The 14,938-nt window shown below is 39.0% G+C and carries 16 protein-coding genes; 10 read left to right on the top strand and 6 right to left on the bottom strand.

Annotation, left to right across the window (positions count from 1 at the left end; genetic code table 11):
- Positions 1-37: 37 nt before the first annotated feature.
- From bfr to gmk, 6 genes are all read right to left on the bottom strand, one after another.
- On the bottom strand, positions 38-502 hold the full coding sequence (gene bfr, locus GFH30_RS11725) for a heteropolymeric bacterioferritin subunit Bfr (protein ID WP_153373464.1): 465 nt from the start codon (positions 500-502) through the stop codon (positions 38-40).
- A 241-nt stretch (positions 503-743) separates the two neighbouring features.
- Entirely contained in the window at positions 744-938 is a 195-nt protein-coding gene (locus tag GFH30_RS11720; protein ID WP_153372809.1) for a bacterioferritin-associated ferredoxin, read from the bottom strand.
- 189 nt (positions 939-1,127) lie between these two features.
- The gene (locus tag GFH30_RS11715; protein WP_153372808.1) at positions 1,128-1,511 is read right to left on the bottom strand and encodes a RidA family protein; all 384 of its coding nucleotides are present in this window, start codon (positions 1,509-1,511) and stop codon (positions 1,128-1,130) included.
- A 75-nt stretch (positions 1,512-1,586) separates the two neighbouring features.
- Entirely contained in the window at positions 1,587-3,689 is a 2,103-nt protein-coding gene (locus GFH30_RS11710; RefSeq protein ID WP_153372807.1) for a RelA/SpoT family protein, read from the bottom strand.
- Positions 3,690-3,906: 217 nt separating this feature from the next.
- Positions 3,907-4,188, bottom strand: a complete 282-nt coding sequence (gene rpoZ, locus GFH30_RS11705) for a DNA-directed RNA polymerase subunit omega (RefSeq protein WP_053579438.1) — start codon at positions 4,186-4,188, stop codon at positions 3,907-3,909.
- A gap of 77 nt (positions 4,189-4,265) precedes the next feature.
- Entirely contained in the window at positions 4,266-4,886 is a 621-nt protein-coding gene (gene gmk / locus GFH30_RS11700) for a guanylate kinase (RefSeq protein ID WP_153372806.1), read from the bottom strand.
- A gap of 133 nt (positions 4,887-5,019) precedes the next feature.
- Between gmk and ispH the strand changes: the two genes are divergently transcribed.
- From ispH to rimM, 10 genes are all read left to right on the top strand, one after another.
- Positions 5,020-5,970, top strand: a complete 951-nt coding sequence (gene ispH, locus GFH30_RS11695; RefSeq protein WP_153372805.1) for a 4-hydroxy-3-methylbut-2-enyl diphosphate reductase — start codon at positions 5,020-5,022, stop codon at positions 5,968-5,970.
- Between the two features lie 196 nt (positions 5,971-6,166).
- A complete protein-coding gene (locus tag GFH30_RS11690) occupies positions 6,167-6,550 on the top strand; it encodes a pilus assembly FimT family protein (protein WP_406565751.1) in 384 nt (127 codons plus the stop codon).
- Positions 6,551-6,558: 8 nt separating this feature from the next.
- On the top strand, positions 6,559-7,086 hold the full coding sequence (pilV, locus tag GFH30_RS11685) for a type IV pilus modification protein PilV (protein ID WP_153372803.1): 528 nt from the start codon (positions 6,559-6,561) through the stop codon (positions 7,084-7,086).
- A complete protein-coding gene (locus tag GFH30_RS11680; RefSeq protein ID WP_153372802.1) occupies positions 7,079-8,020 on the top strand; it encodes a PilW family protein in 942 nt (313 codons plus the stop codon). Before pilV ends, GFH30_RS11680 begins: the two co-directional genes overlap by 8 nt.
- Positions 8,020-8,712 carry a pilus assembly PilX family protein gene (locus tag GFH30_RS11675; protein ID WP_153372801.1) on the top strand — a complete coding sequence of 231 codons (693 nt, stop codon included), beginning with the start codon at positions 8,020-8,022 and terminating at the stop codon, positions 8,710-8,712. The genes GFH30_RS11680 and GFH30_RS11675 overlap by 1 nt, the downstream gene beginning before the upstream one ends.
- A 17-nt stretch (positions 8,713-8,729) precedes the next feature.
- A complete protein-coding gene (locus GFH30_RS11670; RefSeq protein ID WP_227551501.1) occupies positions 8,730-12,971 on the top strand; it encodes a pilus assembly protein in 4,242 nt (1,413 codons plus the stop codon).
- 8 nt (positions 12,972-12,979) lie between these two features.
- Complete coding sequence (locus tag GFH30_RS11665) at positions 12,980-13,489, top strand: type IV pilin protein (RefSeq protein WP_153372799.1); 510 nt, start codon at positions 12,980-12,982, stop codon at positions 13,487-13,489.
- The gene (locus tag GFH30_RS11660; RefSeq protein ID WP_153372798.1) at positions 13,476-13,922 is read left to right on the top strand and encodes a type IV pilin protein; all 447 of its coding nucleotides are present in this window, start codon (positions 13,476-13,478) and stop codon (positions 13,920-13,922) included. The genes GFH30_RS11665 and GFH30_RS11660 overlap by 14 nt, the downstream gene beginning before the upstream one ends.
- Positions 13,923-14,067: 145 nt before the next feature.
- A complete protein-coding gene (gene rpsP, locus GFH30_RS11655; protein ID WP_099338145.1) occupies positions 14,068-14,325 on the top strand; it encodes a 30S ribosomal protein S16 in 258 nt (85 codons plus the stop codon).
- A gap of 30 nt (positions 14,326-14,355) precedes the next feature.
- Positions 14,356-14,904, top strand: coding sequence for a ribosome maturation factor RimM (gene rimM / locus GFH30_RS11650; RefSeq protein ID WP_153372797.1), 549 nt, complete (start codon positions 14,356-14,358; stop codon positions 14,902-14,904).
- Positions 14,905-14,938: the final 34 nt, after the last annotated feature.

Raw genomic sequence — 14,938 nt, 5'->3', positions numbered from 1 at the left:
CAGCAATACTGCTGGCTTTTTCGTTGGGGTGGAAATATTAGATCTGACTTTGAATGTAGTTTTCAATGCCAACACTTGCGACTAAATCAAGTTGAGTACTTGCCCAATCTAAATACTCTTCTTCTTTCTCTAAAATTTCTTGCAATAAATCACGAGTCACGTAGTCCATTGCTGTTTCAGCAAGGGCAACTCCCTTTTGTAAGGCTTCGATATTTTCATTCACTTTGCGAATATCACATTGCAGCACTTCTTGAGTATGCTGACCAATATAGAGCTTGCCTAAGTGTTGTAAATTCGGCAGACCTTCTAAAAATAACACCCGTTCAATAATTTTATCGGCATGTTTCATCTGACGAATCGACTCTTTATATTCAGCCGAACCGAGTTGCTCGATGCCCCAATCATTGAACATGCGCGAATGTAGGAAATATTGATTAATGGCAGTGAGGTGGTGATATAACACCTGATTCAGCTGATTAATCACATCACGATTGCCTTTCATCATTGAGCTCCATTTTAATCTTGCGACCTTTCTTTTAAAGAAAGATACCTTGAACTTATCTTAAAGCAAGTGCATAGCCGATGGCGAGTAATTTATTGAACAGCAAATGAAAATCGCAATCACATGCATCGCGGCTTTTGAAAACCTTAAAGTTTAAGCAATAAAAACCCGCCAGAGTCAAAGGCGGGGGAGGAGGAATGATTCGAGAATCATTGGTTTTTTGCTTATGTTTATTCTTAGATTATGCCGCCACAGCCAGTCGTGCTGCGAGCTGCGAAATTTCGTCACTGATGATCATTTTTGCTTCTGGAGCACAACGCCCACAGCATGTACCTAAGTCGAGTAAATCGCGAACTTCGCGATAAGATTCAGCACCATTTGCAATCGCATCTTTAATGTCTTGATCTGTAATGCCACGGCACAAACAAACGTACATGTGAGAGAACCACAGTGAATAAATAAGATGGGTAATATTAGTGATAACTATTATCGTTTGTCAATAAAAATCATTTAAAAAAGGTTTTAAGCTCATCGATGTTTTAGATGGCAAAATAAAACCTGAGCGGAAAAGTGAGTATGTCTTTTCATCTGGCTCAGGTTTTATTGAAATATATAGTTGATTAACTTATTGATGAATAATAACCACACCATCCATTTCCACTAATGCACCTTTGGGTAGACTCGCCACACCAAGCGCAGCACGTGCAGGATAGGGCTGTGCAAAATACTCGCCCATAATTTGATTGACTAGTTGGAAATGAGATAGATCTGTTAAGAAGATATTGAGTTTTGCAATATCAGCCAATGTGCCACCTGCTGCTTCACAAACGGCTTTTAGATTATCAAATACACGGCGAATTTGAGCTTCAATGCCTTCAACCAATTCCATGCTATATGGGTCTAAACCAATTTGACCTGAAAGATACAAAGTATCTCCAACTAAAATTGCTTGAGAATAAGTACCAATTGCCGCAGGGGCATTTTCAGTATGGATCACTTGGCGGGACATCAATTTCTCCTTTTATCATTCACTTACATCATATGAGATCAGATCAATATCGCAAAGTATTATCGGTTTAACTGATTAACTTGCTTTAGACGCTTCTGGCATCACAATGGGCTGTGCTAAACGGACAATACGTGGGAAGCCAAAATTCATGCGTAGGTCACGAATAATTTGCGCAATTTGCTTACGGTTATGCGCCACAATATTGACATAAGTTTTGCCATCATAATTGCGCACTGACTCAACGCCTGATTTGGCTTTACGACATTGATAGATCAAATCGGAAATTTGCTCATCATTCATGGCAAGGTCAATACAGAGATAAGCGGTAAAGCTAATATCTTCGCTGTCATCCGTGGTCCAATGCAGCGGCATAATATTTTCAGGATGCTGTTTTTGCTCATGCAATAAATTATGACAGCGTGAACGATGCACAATTAAACCACGACGGGTTAAATGCCCTTGAATTGGATCACCTAGAACTGGATTACAGCAATGTGCATATTTGACATCTGCGCCTTCTGTACCTTGAATTAAGCGGCTTGAAGCGGAGCTGCTGTGTTCGTCATTGGCAAATAAATGATTTGCGACCAGCTGTGGAAGTAAGTCACCGACTGCAATCTGTTCAAAGAGTTGTTCTTGGGTTTGAATATGGCGCCAATTGAGTAAATTTTCCCAATCACTCAAGCTTAAATCTTTAATTGAACGATTAAACAATTTAAGCGCACGATTTAACGCTTGTTGACCGACGAGAAGCTGTTCATCACGATCTTGGTCGCGCAGAATATTCTGAATGGCGCGACGCGCTTTTTGGGTATTAATAAAACTGAGCCAATCGGGGTTCGGTGTTGCAAGAACATCGGTAATAATCTCAATGACTTGACCACTCGCAAGCGGTGTCGAAAGCGGTTTAATTTCGCCATCTACCTTGCTACCTACTGCATGGTTGCCTAAAAATAGACTTGCTGAATAAGCAAAATCGACTGCGGTTGCCCCTTGAGGCAATTCATGCAAATGCCCTTGTGGGGTATAGACCCAAATCTTTTCTTGATGCAAATAATCGAGTAGTTCGCTAAATGTCGTTTTGGCACATTCGCCATCGACCAACACGTTTAAATTTTGCATTGAGGCTTGAATGGCAGAGCGACAGGCTTGAGGTGCACTTTCACCGAGTACTAAACCAAATCTTGCCGCTTTACGCATCAGTTCAGTTTGAATGGTCAGTGATAATGTGGTTTTTTCGCCTTTAATTCGCATGGTGAGCGATTGGTTGCCACCAGGTAAAGGCTGACGAATATTATCTTGGAAATTGAGGACTTTAAAGCTGTCTTTTAAGAGTTCTGCAAAACGGTCGCAGTCGGCAATGCTTTGTAAAATAATTTCAAATGCATGGCTGTGGGTGAGTTCTTGTAGATTAATGTCATTTTTCACAAAATGGCGCAGCAGCTCAATATTGTTATCTTTCTTTTTAATCCGACCTTGTAGGCGATGCTGTTCCAATAAGTCGCTGAGTTTCTTTTCCCAAATGGCTTGGTATTCACAACGTTTTGATTTGGTTTGCAGTAAAGCCGCCTGAACATCGTTATACATATCTAAATCAAGATTTTGATAACACAGATGTTCTAAATTATCTGCCATCTCATTCATACCGACGAGACGTGCCATCGGTACAAAAATTTCAAAGGTTTCTTTAGCAATACGCGCGCGTTTATCGGGGCGTAAAGCTTCAAGGGTGGTCATGTTGTGATAACGGTCTGCGAGTTTCACAATAATGACACGTGGGTCTTGTAAAGTGGCTTGTAAGATTTTACGGAACGACGCAGCTTTATTAAATTCTTTGTCGCTTGAATGACTGAGTTTAGTGACGCCATCGACTAGTTCGGCAACGGTACGACTAAAGGTTTCAGTAATATCGTCTTTGTTAAATTCGGTGTCCTCAATGACATCATGAAGCAGGGCAGCCATGAGCGTTTCAGTATCAAGCCGCATATGTGCCAAAATAGAGGCGACAGCAATGGGATGCAGGACATAGGGTTCACCGCTTTTACGTGTGATCCCATCATGTGCCATATCGGCATAATCGCAGGCCGCAAGTACACGCTCGACGTCTTTCTCATTGAGATAAGCGTCAATAATGATTTTAAGCTGTTGCTTGGCTTGGCTGACCTGTGGGCCTGGCATAAAACACCTTTAAAACTAGATTTTTTTACAAAGAATATGTGAATGCTTTAATGAAATGCATATTGCATCGCTTGTCAATTTTTTAAGCTAAAAACGGAGTAAAAATTACACAAACGATATTATTCAAGCTAATGTTATAACCGTTATCGCACTAAGTTAAAAGCCTGACAATAAAAAAAGCCTAGTTAAAAACTAGGCTTTTTTGAGCGGTTATTTCTTATTGGAAAGAAAAACCATCTAAATTTAGATTATTTGCAGAAAGCGCAAGATCTAAACTAGACGTTTGATAGTCTTGATCGCGTTGTTTCAAAATATCTTTAGATACATGACCCATTGCGATTTCACGTAAAGCAACAACTGTCGGTTTGTCATTGTCCCATTCTACAGTTGGTTCAATGCCTTGACGTGCCAATTGACGCGCGCGTTTGCTTGCCACTAGTACAAGCTCAAAGCGGTTGTCTACATGGTCTAAACAATCTTCAACGGTTACGCGTGCCATAGGAATTCTCGTTTGAGTAATATTTTAACAGACTGCGAAGTATAAAAGGCTTTGCCAATAGACTCAAGTTTTAATCACTATTCTGTCGGAGTAATTAAGGCCTGAATCAATTTTTCATGACGAGTGGCTTGCTGAGACAGCACCAAACGATTGGCAATAATCACCGATTCTAAATCGTGTAGGGCTTTATTAAAGTCATCATTAATAATGACATAGTCAAAGTTACTGTATTGCTGCATATCTTCAACTGCACAGCTTAAACGATGTTCAATCACTTCAACTGAATCTGTGCCACGATTTGATAAACGCTGACGTAAATCAAATTGGCTTGGCGGTAAAATAAAGATTTGTTTAGATTCAGGAAAAAGCTTACGTACTTGCTCCGCACCTTGCCAGTCAATTTCAAGTAAAACGTCATGACCTTTTGCAAGTTGCTGCTTCACAGTTGCTTGAGCTGTACCATAATAATTACCAAATACTTCCGCGTATTCGATAAAACCACCATCATTTACAAGGCTTAAGAAATCGTCTTTGGTTGCAAAATGATAATGCACGCCATCGAGTTCGCCAGGTCGTTGACCGCGTGTCGTATGAGACACAGAAACGTGTAAGTTATTGACACGTTCAAGTAATGCCTTAACCAGGGATGTTTTGCCTGTTCCAGACGCAGCAGAAACGACAAACAAGAGACCCGACATGATATTTTTCCTGATATGATAAAATATCTTCTCTATTTTAGAGTAGACAGGCTTTAAACTAAATAGTTGTACGTCGATTGTTTACATTTATTTCAATTGAATTGCTACAAATTGGCTAGGTATTGAGGATTTTATGGAAATTGTTTTAGCTAACCCGCGTGGTTTTTGTGCAGGGGTGGATCGTGCCATCGCGATCGTGAACCGTGCCCTAGAATGTTTTAATCCTCCTATTTATGTTCGTCATGAAGTGGTTCATAACAAATTTGTAGTTGATGATCTACGTCAGCGTGGCGCAATTTTTGTCGATGAACTCGATGAAGTGCCGGATGATAATATTGTCATTTTTAGTGCACATGGTGTCTCTAAAGCGGTTCAACAAGAAGCGACTCGTCGTGGCTTAAAAGTTTTTGATGCGACTTGCCCCTTGGTGACAAAAGTACATATTGAAGTGACCAAATATGCCCGTGAAGGCATTGAAGCGATTTTGATTGGTCATGAAGGGCACCCTGAAGTTGAAGGCACCATGGGGCAATATGATAAGAAAAATGGCGGTGACATTTATTTGGTTGAAGATGAAGATGATGTCGCTGCTCTGAATATCAAAAATCCAAATAAAGTCGCATTTGTCACGCAAACAACGCTATCGATAGATGACACTGCTAAAGTCATTGATGCATTACGTCAAAAATTCCCTGACATTCAAGGTCCGCGTAAAGATGATATTTGCTATGCAACACAAAACCGTCAAGATGCAGTACGTGATTTAGCTGAACGTTGTGATGTGGTGCTTGTTGTTGGTTCACCAAACTCATCGAATTCCAATCGTTTGCGTGAACTTGCAGAGCGTATGGGTAAATCCGCATATTTGGTTGATAATGCTGATGAATTAAAACAAGAATGGTTTAGTGAAAAATCACAGGTTGGGGTGACGGCTGGTGCATCTGCGCCTGAAATTTTAATTAAGCAAGTCCTTCAAAGATTGCAAGATTGGGGCGCTTCACATGCCAAAGAATTGGATGGTCGCGAAGAAAATATTACCTTTAGTTTACCGAAAGAATTACGTATTCCTGTGACGCAAGCATAAGTTAGACTTCATAATCTAATTTTATTGAATAAAAACAGACAATTGTTTTGTGACGATTGTCTGTTTTTTTATACCTTTTATCCTATAAAAAGATGTGTTTGATCTTAAATTGGTTATTATTTGTAATAGGGTAATCATTTGTGTTTATGGAGAGAATATGCGAGTCAGGGGAAATGGATTCACCTTAATTGAATTAATGGTGACTATTGCAGTACTTGCTATTATTGCCATGATGGCGGCGCCTTCATTTGTAAACCAAATAAGACAAAATCAATTAAATAGTGCTGCTAATGAAATTGTCTTATTGGCCTCGCAGACACGCTCCGAAGCTATATTAAGAAAAAAAGAAAAGACGCTAAGTTTAGCAACGGGTATAGGGGGCGATGAGTCGTGGACTCCTTTAGAACATGTAGTATGGGCAACAGCACCATCATTACTAAAATATAATTATTTTGGATACTTAGTCGGGGCAAATCAATGTTTCGTCCTTAAGCATGTAAAGAACGATGCCTTAAAAGCAGTTATTCGATTTAATACTAATGGCTCTGTTGTGTACAACAAAAATCAAACAACATGTTAGAGGGTGTTATGAAATCAAAATCACAGATCGGCGTTGGTTTGGTGGAAGTGTTGGTTGCATTGTTACTGCTTAGTATAGCTGTTTTAGGGTTTGTAGCTTTGCAGGTAAGAGCAATAATGGCAAGTGAAGAAGCAGCGCATAACATTCAAGCAATGAATTTAGCCAGAGATCTTTCTGAAAGAATGCGAATGAATCGTGATGGATTAGCATTCTATAAATTGGCAACGTCTGGTACACCTGAAGAATGCGATAAAAAATATTGTTCACCAGCTGACTTAGCTGTTTACGATTATGCTCAAGTGTCTAAACGTGCAGATCACGAAGGTATGCGTCTCGCAATTTTAGATTGTCAGGGGACTGATAAAGACTTTAAAAGAAAATGTGTATATGTAGCTTGGGGGGATACGATCCCTGCTGATAAGACAACGCAAACAGCTGCCTCAGAAATCGCAGCTGGAGCTACACCGTGCACGGACAGTACTTCGTATTCTCCAGGTGCACAATGCGTTATTGTGGAGGTCTATAACTATGATTAACTACAAAAAAATACAACGTGGTTTTACCCTTCTTGAATTAATGATTGCTTTGGTATTGGGGTTATTGATTATTGCCGCAGCATTAGCATTATTTATGAATGCTCAGAAATCAATGAATTTTCAGTCAGGGATGTCTAGTTTACAACAGAACGCTAATTTTGGCCTTGCTCAAATGGCGCATGAGATTAGACATGCTAATTTAAATACCCCTTCTGAACAAAAAATTAATAATAAAGATATTGGTTCTGGTGTCATTTTTGCTGCAAGTAATTTACCTACGGCGGTGGGTTCAGGAGCTGACTCGAAGTATTTCACAAGATTTGGATTAGATAATGATGACACAAATTTAGCCCTTGGTTCATCAAGTGATCAGCTGACTATTCAATTTGTACCCGATATTAGGGGGGATGAACAATATGATTGTGAAGGTATTAAAATCATCACTGGTCGAACTTATGTGTATCGTTATTATCTAGATAAGTTACCAAATGAGCAGCAAATTCCAGGCGCTCTTGATCGTTATGGTCTTTATTGTGATGCTGGTTATTATTATACGACCACCTCAACTGAAGTTGTTGGTTTGGGAGCACAAGGGCAGCTGGTTTTACAAAATGTAGATGCTTTTAAGATTCGCTTTTTAGTTAAAAATCCAGCAAAGCAACTCAGATATGTAACCATTCAAGAATACTTAGATAATTTGATGCCAGATGATGTAACAGATAAACAGGATTATCATTCTATTGGCGCGGTTGAAATCGGACTATTAATTGCATCATCAGAATCTATAGGTAGTGATTCTAGATTTAATACCCAAGCTACATATAAGATCGCGGGTCAAGATATTACATTAAAACCTAATACTAAAAATAGCCAATACTTACGTCAGCCTATTACACAAGTTGTAAGTTTTAGAAATACATTGGGAGCATTCTAATGAGACGTCAACTTGGTTCAGCACTGATTATTGTTCTTGTGATGTTGGTTCTTATTGTTTCAATAGGAACTTGGGCAATCAAATCTGGTGTGTTGGGTTTGAGGCTAGCTACTAATAGTCAAGTACAAGCATTGTTACTAGAAAATTCGAATGCAGCTTTATTTAATTTAGAGGATCCCAAACAAGTGGCTCGACAACTCGCGGCTGACGGTATGTATAGTTATTTTAATGATGCAAATAATGCAGATGATGAATTGGTATTTTGTTATCGCGCGTCTCAATCTACATTTTTTTCTATGCAAAATGCGAGCGTGATTGATCCACAAGGTGGTACGACAAAAAATGGTGTAAATGGTTTTTGTAAAGCAACCCAATATGCCACAGGTCGATCTGCTGTACTTTCACAGGTTTATTTAAGAAAAAATATTAATAATGCTGATCCACTGTCTTTGGTGCCAAAAGGCACTAGCTTAGGGGCTTCTTTGACGAGTATTCCTATGGTTTTAAATAATATTAGTGCAACTGTAATTTCAGTTTTACCTAGTTTTTCTAGCGCAACTTCTACTCAGATTGAAAATTGTTTTCGAAAAAGAGCTGCTGAAGTATCAGCTTGCTTCATGCAATGGAATATCCCATTTAACACCCAAAAAGCTGACTATACCGTGGGTGCTAATCCGCAGTTGATCAAATAAGGTCGGAGATGAATAAAATGAAGACATTTCAAAAAAAATTATTTTCTGCTTCAGTGTCGACTGCATTGACTCTCACGGTTTGTAGTGCCATTCCAATGAGTCAAGCGAGTGATATTAGTATTTACTCTGATTCTGAAAAAGGTAAAACAGGTATTTTATTAATGCTTGATACCTCAGGTAGTATGGGGATAAGTTCCCTTGTTTTGCCAAAAAATAATAAGTTTGGTAGTCCGGGTGATGTTAATCAATCGTTATGCAAACCAGATACGGTTAAAGAAAGGGAGGGAGATAACTCTAACCCTTCAATAGATTATACACAATGGGTTTATAATGCTATAGACACTAGAGCTGGTAGTGATACTAAAGGAAAAACAGCTTTTAAAAAAACAGTTACTGTAGGTGGTCAAGCTATTTCTTATTATTTAAGAGGGTGCGGTGACGCAACCATAGATGAAAAGGGTAAGTTAATTGAATCTGAGACAGGCAAGTTTGACAGATTATCTCGGTTAAAAGATGCAATGATACAATTGTTATCTGATACTAGTCTTGATAATAATGTGAAAATTGGTTTAGGGCATTTTTCAGCTAAGACGGATATTAAAATTGGTACAAGTGGTTCAAATAGACGAGAATTAGTTGACGGTCATTCCGGAAAAATCTTAGTACCGGTGGCAGAGCTAACCCATGATCAAAGAAAGCGCTTAATTGAGGAACTAGCAGCGATTGAATCAGTAGATACAAAGACAATGGGGAATGGAAACCCAGCACCAAAAGTTGGAACTGTTCAATATGATTTAACATTAACAAGTAATACGTATCCAAATAATTTTAAAGCTTCTAGTGGTACACCTACTGCGCATGCATATGCAGAAGCAGGTGCTTATATGATGGGCACAACGACAGGGAAATTGACAAAGCCATCAAATCTAGGTGTTCTTTATGATGGATCTTCTATAATTAGAAATACAAATACGCAAGAGCAATTGTATTACGTTTGTGTGGGATTAGATGGAAATACGGGTACGGCTTTAGGTGCAACCTCTATGTTTTGTGATAACCAGTGGAATAGGGGGATGGATAGCAAATACCCAGGGAAATTCTTTGACAATAATGGTCCAGGGGCATTGGTGGTCATTAAAAAACCAGATGGGAATGGTGGTTGGATAACTGTAACACCTTCACAGTATAAAAATGAGCAAGAGGTTATTAACCATCTGTGGAATAAATACAGGGCGACAACGAGTAGTATTACGGATGCTTGGTTCTTACATCGTTCATTACCTGTAGGATGGCGATGGGGAGGGTGGATGAAAGTAGACCATGAACCAATGGATATTGAACCAATTGGTGCGAAAGTTTGGAGTCACCATCTTAATCATGTAAAAAATATGGTCTCTTATCGCACTAGCCCATTTTCATTAACTAGTGATAATAAGGATAATTTGGTCGGTGGTTTTACACACTCTGTTGCTACTTCGAAGGATGGTGATAAATATCGTGCAGGTGCTAGTACAAGCCAATGTGATGGTAATGGAATTTACTTTTTGACAGATGGTGCCCCAAACTCTACAAAAGATTCCATGGCACGTACTATTATGAATCTAACTTTAGGTTCCCATGGTTTTAGTAATAAGCCAACAGCAAATATATTAGCATCTCCAACTATTCAAGCGAGTGTCTTTGATGGTGAAACAGGTGGGTGGGAATATATAGGTGCATATGCTAAAAAGCTCAAGGATAAAACCCAAAATCCAAGTAATATGACAATAAAAACTGCAGTTGTTGGATTTGGTTCATCTTTTGAAGACTTAAAAGATACGCAGGATTGTGAAGCCTTAGTTCGGGCGAATCCAACTGGTTACAATAAGGATGCGTATAATGCGTGTAAATGGGGAAGTGATGAATATGGTGGTGGTGGATTCTACTATGCTGAAAATTCTGATGATATTCGAAACAGTATTCTAGACTTTGTTCGAAAAGTTGAAGTAGATATTAAACCTGTTGCTACAGGAACACCAACAATTCCAGTTGATGCTTTAAACCCAACTACACTGCAGAACGAGGCTTATTACGCATCATTCCAACCTACAGTTTCTAGTGTAAGCCAAATATGGATGGGTAATTTAAATAAATATAGAATTAAAAATGGTGAATTATTTTCTGCAGATGGTTTACAGCGTTTAATCTCTACTAATGGTGCATTAAATGACGCTGCACAAGGCTTTTGGGCTGGTGGTGTCTTAGGGCAATTAAAAGTTGGCGCAGATTTTCTCACAGATGGAAAAGTAACCACGCATCGTAAAATTTTTACCAATCGATCGCTTACCGGTTCGACAGCATCAGCTGGTAATGATTTGCAAGTTGTAGATGTTGATGCATTATTTGATGGTGCTTTCGCTGGGGATTCTGACAAACTGTATTGGCTAAATGCCTTAGGTTATAAGTTAAATGAATTGCCGAGTGGTTTTACTAAAGCCAATTTAAGTACCTATGCCACAGATAAGCGTCTAGGTGCTGTAATGCACTCGACACCAGTGTTGTTAACACAAGAAGGGCAGGTTTCTGTTCAAAATAATGCTTTAGTTACCACTAATCGTAAAGATTACTTAATGTATGGCAGCACACAGGGTATTTTGCATGTAGTTAATGTTTCTACAGGTAATGAAGTTTTTGGATTCTTGCCACATGAAATGATGGTGAATCAAAAACAGGCTTTATTGTTAAATGATAAAACCACAGGTGGTATGTCAAATTTATTTTATGGCATAGATGCACCTTGGGTTGCACATACGCAATACACTACAACAAAAAATGGTCTACTCACTGTAAAAGACTCCGATCGAACAGAAACTGATGAAGATGAAAGCGCAGCTTTAAAAGGTCATCAGTGGATTTATGGTGGTCTGCGTATGGGTGGCAAGAGCTATTATGCTTTAAATTTGACGGATCTTCAGAATCCGGAAATGATGTTCCACATTAATCCAGAAGATTCTAATAGCGCTCAGCCATTGAAACGTATGGGACAAAGTTGGTCTAAACCAACTTTGGCTTATGTAAACTGGGGTGGTGCGAAAAAACTCGTGATGTTTGTAGGTGGTGGTTATGATGCTGAAGGTACGGTAAGTTGTACTGAGGACGCTAATGCAACGAACAAAGGTTATGAGTGTCCAACGTACCAACAAACCAATAAGATCGGTGCTGGCGTCTATATGTTTGATGCTCAAAATGGAGAATTACTATGGTGGACGAGTGTAGATAATAATGACACGCCGACAGATAGTCAGATTCGTTTTACGGCAAATAGTGATTTGCAATACAGCGTTGTAAGTCAAATTAATGCCATTGACCGTAATGCTGATGGTCTAGCTGATCATCTCTATTTTGCAGATTTAGCAGGCCAAGCGTTCCGAGTAGACTTAAACAATAATCCTGTTATTGGACAACCTACTGAAACAGATCCTAACAAAGATAAAGAAGAGATTAATGAAGCCAAGAAAAATGTATTCGGGGCACGTACAGTTACATTGTTTACCGAGCATAAATTAAATGGTTTAAGTCCACGTTTCTATGAGATGCCAAGTGTTTCGGTGCATACGGATACTGACACAGGAGGGCTTTTTGCAGCAGTTGCATTTAGTTCAGGAAATAGAAGTGCTCCGTTAGCAGATAGTACACAAAGTGCTAATGATGGTGTTTTTGTTGTTTATGATAATGATGTTATTGCTAAAGACCTTTATGCAGCCGACTATAGTTTAAATACAACTAAAGCAAACACACTCAAAAGCTTAACTATTGGTGGTGCTGTACCAAGAAAAACCGGCAATATGTTTAATGCTGGTTGGAAACATTCATTTTCAAGTACATCAGGCTCATATAAAGGTATGAATGATATATATGCATTAGATGGTATGTTATATGTCAATGTATTCCACAAGGATGGGACAGGTATCTCTGGAAGCTGTGGCGGAGGTGTAAAAGGGGATTCTTATCTGTATCAATATTGCTTACCTTATGGTAAATGTGATTTCTATACAACAGGTACAACATCACCTAACCGTGTAAAACTAGGCGCAGGTATTTTGGGTACAGGTATTGGCCAGGGGTATGGCAATAAAATTAGTACGTTGGGCTTAATTGTGAATCGTGATAATCCAACGCCTGTTGATTGTGCATTGCCAGTCAATAAGAATCTACCTCAATGTCAATTATTTGATAATGCTGTAAAACTAAAACAGCTGCGTTGGTATGAAGCTCAATAGGGTCGATCATGAAAAAAAATAATGGATTTACCCTTATAGAGTTGATGATAGCGGTAATAGTCATTGCAATAATTTCTGCAATTGCCTATCCCAATTATCGAACTTATATAGAACGTAAAGATTTAAAAAAAGCTCAGCAGGAAGTCTTACGACTTTCTGCTGAGCTGGAACGCTTTAAAAATAAAAACTTTAGCTATAAAGGGTTTAATGCGACTTATTTATATTCAGGTTACGATGCTTCTACAGGTGAGTTATATTTGCCTATTGGAAGCAATGCAACTTCTGCATTGTATAAAATTACACTAGTTGATCAAGAGTCTAAAAAACCTTTAACAGATACAACTGTCTTGGGGCAAAATTGGGTGATCAAGGCGGAGCGTAGTAGTCATAGTGGGGCGCTAAAACAACCGCGGAATTATGATCTTTTACTATCAAGTACAGGTATTCGCTGTATGACAAGAACTATAGATGCTGTAAAGGGATATAATGATTGTGGGGGGGATTATGAATCTTGGTAATACCAAAGGATTTACATTGATTGAACTCATGATTGTAGTTGCTATTATCGCTATTTTAGCAGCAATTGCTTATCCATCTTATACACAGTATAAGCAAAAAGTCAGTCGCGCAGAAGTAAAAGCCGAAATGATGATAATTGCCGGAGATCTACAAAAATATAAAGCAGTAAAAGGTGGGTATTTAATTAATAATACTCCAATGACATTAGCTGATCTAGGACGATCAATGACTGTGAAATACCCAAGTCAGGGTACAGTGTTTTATGAGATGACGTTAGAAAATGTTACCCGCAATGGATGGACATTAGTCGCGACCCCACAGAATTCTCAAAGTAGTACTGGTATGGTGGCATTAAATCATCGTGGTGAAAAATGTTGGGTTAAAGGTGCAGCAGTATGTTCTCTTTCTTCAACCTCTAGCTGGGATGAATAATTGTCAAAATCAAAATTGTAGCCAAACAAGGATTGATCTTTCATTCAGGGCAAAGTTCGCGTAAAATGTTGCCCTCTATGAAAGGGGTTTGAAGTGTATCGGTGGTCGATACAGGGATAATCCGTAAAAACTATAAGGTTCTATCATGGTTGTTATTCGTCTTGCACGCGGTGGTGCTAAAAAACGTCCATTCTATCAAATCATTGTGACTGATAGCCGTAATGCACGTGATGGTCGTTTCATCGAACGTATTGGTTTCTTCAACCCAACAGCTCAAGGTAAAGCAGAAAAACTTCGTTTAGATGCTGACCGTTTTGCTCATTGGGTTTCTCAAGGTGCTCAACCTTCTGAACGTGTTGCTTCTTTAGCTGCTCAAGCTAAAAAAGCTGCAGTTGCTGCATAATTTTTATATAAATTAGGTAGTAGCTTGCCCATGACACCAACACAGAATGTTCCCGAAGATCGTATTCAGATTGGACAGTTACGTTCAGCATATGGATTAAATGGGTGGCTCTGGGTCTATTCCAATACAGAACCCATGAGCAATATATTTGATTATCTTCCTTGGTACATTGAGACCAAGGCAGGTTGGCAAATTATAGATGTAAAACGTTGGAAACCACATGGCAAAGGCTTGGTTGTTTCACTCAAAGGTGTGGTTGATCGCACGGGTGCAGATAGCTTGGTTGGCGCAAATGTTTGGATTTCAAAATCGCAACTGCCTCAAGCAGGGGTAGATGAATTTTATTGGTCAGATTTAAAAGGCTTAACCGTGTTAGGTCTAGATGATGAAGAGCAAGAAATTAATCTCGGTCAAATTTTTGAACTGTTTGAAACAGGAGCCAATGATGTGATGGTTGTTCGCGCAACACCAGATAGCATTGATGGCGAAGAGCGAATGATTCCATGGCATAAAGATGTGGTGCAACGTGTTGATCTCGAAGCTGGTCGTATTTACGTGAATTGGGGCGTAGATTACTAATCCTTAAAGGATGAACGCATTCGGAAAATAGAGG

It is taken from the genome of Acinetobacter wanghuae (assembly GCF_009557235.1).
In the GTDB taxonomy this organism is placed as follows: Bacteria; Pseudomonadota; Gammaproteobacteria; order Pseudomonadales; family Moraxellaceae; genus Acinetobacter; species Acinetobacter wanghuae.
Note: the sequence above shows the minus strand (reverse complement) of the source record. Positions and strands in the feature narration are given on the sequence as shown.

What these genes read in the sequence shown, in the direction of transcription:
- bfr (WP_153373464.1), bottom strand. Translation starts at nt 502, where the DNA reads ATGAAAGGCAATCGTGATGTGATTAATCAGCTGAATCAGGTGTTATAT.
- GFH30_RS11720 (WP_153372809.1), bottom strand. Translation starts at nt 938, where the DNA reads ATGTACGTTTGTTTGTGCCGTGGCATTACAGATCAAGACATTAAAGAT.
- GFH30_RS11715 (WP_153372808.1), bottom strand. Translation starts at nt 1,511, where the DNA reads ATGTCCCGCCAAGTGATCCATACTGAAAATGCCCCTGCGGCAATTGGT.
- GFH30_RS11710 (WP_153372807.1), bottom strand. Translation starts at nt 3,689, where the DNA reads ATGCCAGGCCCACAGGTCAGCCAAGCCAAGCAACAGCTTAAAATCATT.
- rpoZ (WP_053579438.1), bottom strand. Translation starts at nt 4,188, where the DNA reads ATGGCACGCGTAACCGTTGAAGATTGTTTAGACCATGTAGACAACCGC.
- gmk (WP_153372806.1), bottom strand. Translation starts at nt 4,886, where the DNA reads ATGTCGGGTCTCTTGTTTGTCGTTTCTGCTGCGTCTGGAACAGGCAAA.
- ispH (WP_153372805.1), top strand. Translation starts at nt 5,020, where the DNA reads ATGGAAATTGTTTTAGCTAACCCGCGTGGTTTTTGTGCAGGGGTGGAT.
- GFH30_RS11690 (WP_406565751.1), top strand. Translation starts at nt 6,167, where the DNA reads ATGGTGACTATTGCAGTACTTGCTATTATTGCCATGATGGCGGCGCCT.
- pilV (WP_153372803.1), top strand. Translation starts at nt 6,559, where the DNA reads ATGAAATCAAAATCACAGATCGGCGTTGGTTTGGTGGAAGTGTTGGTT.
- GFH30_RS11680 (WP_153372802.1), top strand. Translation starts at nt 7,079, where the DNA reads ATGATTAACTACAAAAAAATACAACGTGGTTTTACCCTTCTTGAATTA.
- GFH30_RS11675 (WP_153372801.1), top strand. Translation starts at nt 8,020, where the DNA reads ATGAGACGTCAACTTGGTTCAGCACTGATTATTGTTCTTGTGATGTTG.
- GFH30_RS11670 (WP_227551501.1), top strand. Translation starts at nt 8,730, where the DNA reads ATGAAGACATTTCAAAAAAAATTATTTTCTGCTTCAGTGTCGACTGCA.
- GFH30_RS11665 (WP_153372799.1), top strand. Translation starts at nt 12,980, where the DNA reads ATGAAAAAAAATAATGGATTTACCCTTATAGAGTTGATGATAGCGGTA.
- GFH30_RS11660 (WP_153372798.1), top strand. Translation starts at nt 13,476, where the DNA reads ATGAATCTTGGTAATACCAAAGGATTTACATTGATTGAACTCATGATT.
- rpsP (WP_099338145.1), top strand. Translation starts at nt 14,068, where the DNA reads ATGGTTGTTATTCGTCTTGCACGCGGTGGTGCTAAAAAACGTCCATTC.
- rimM (WP_153372797.1), top strand. Translation starts at nt 14,356, where the DNA reads ATGACACCAACACAGAATGTTCCCGAAGATCGTATTCAGATTGGACAG.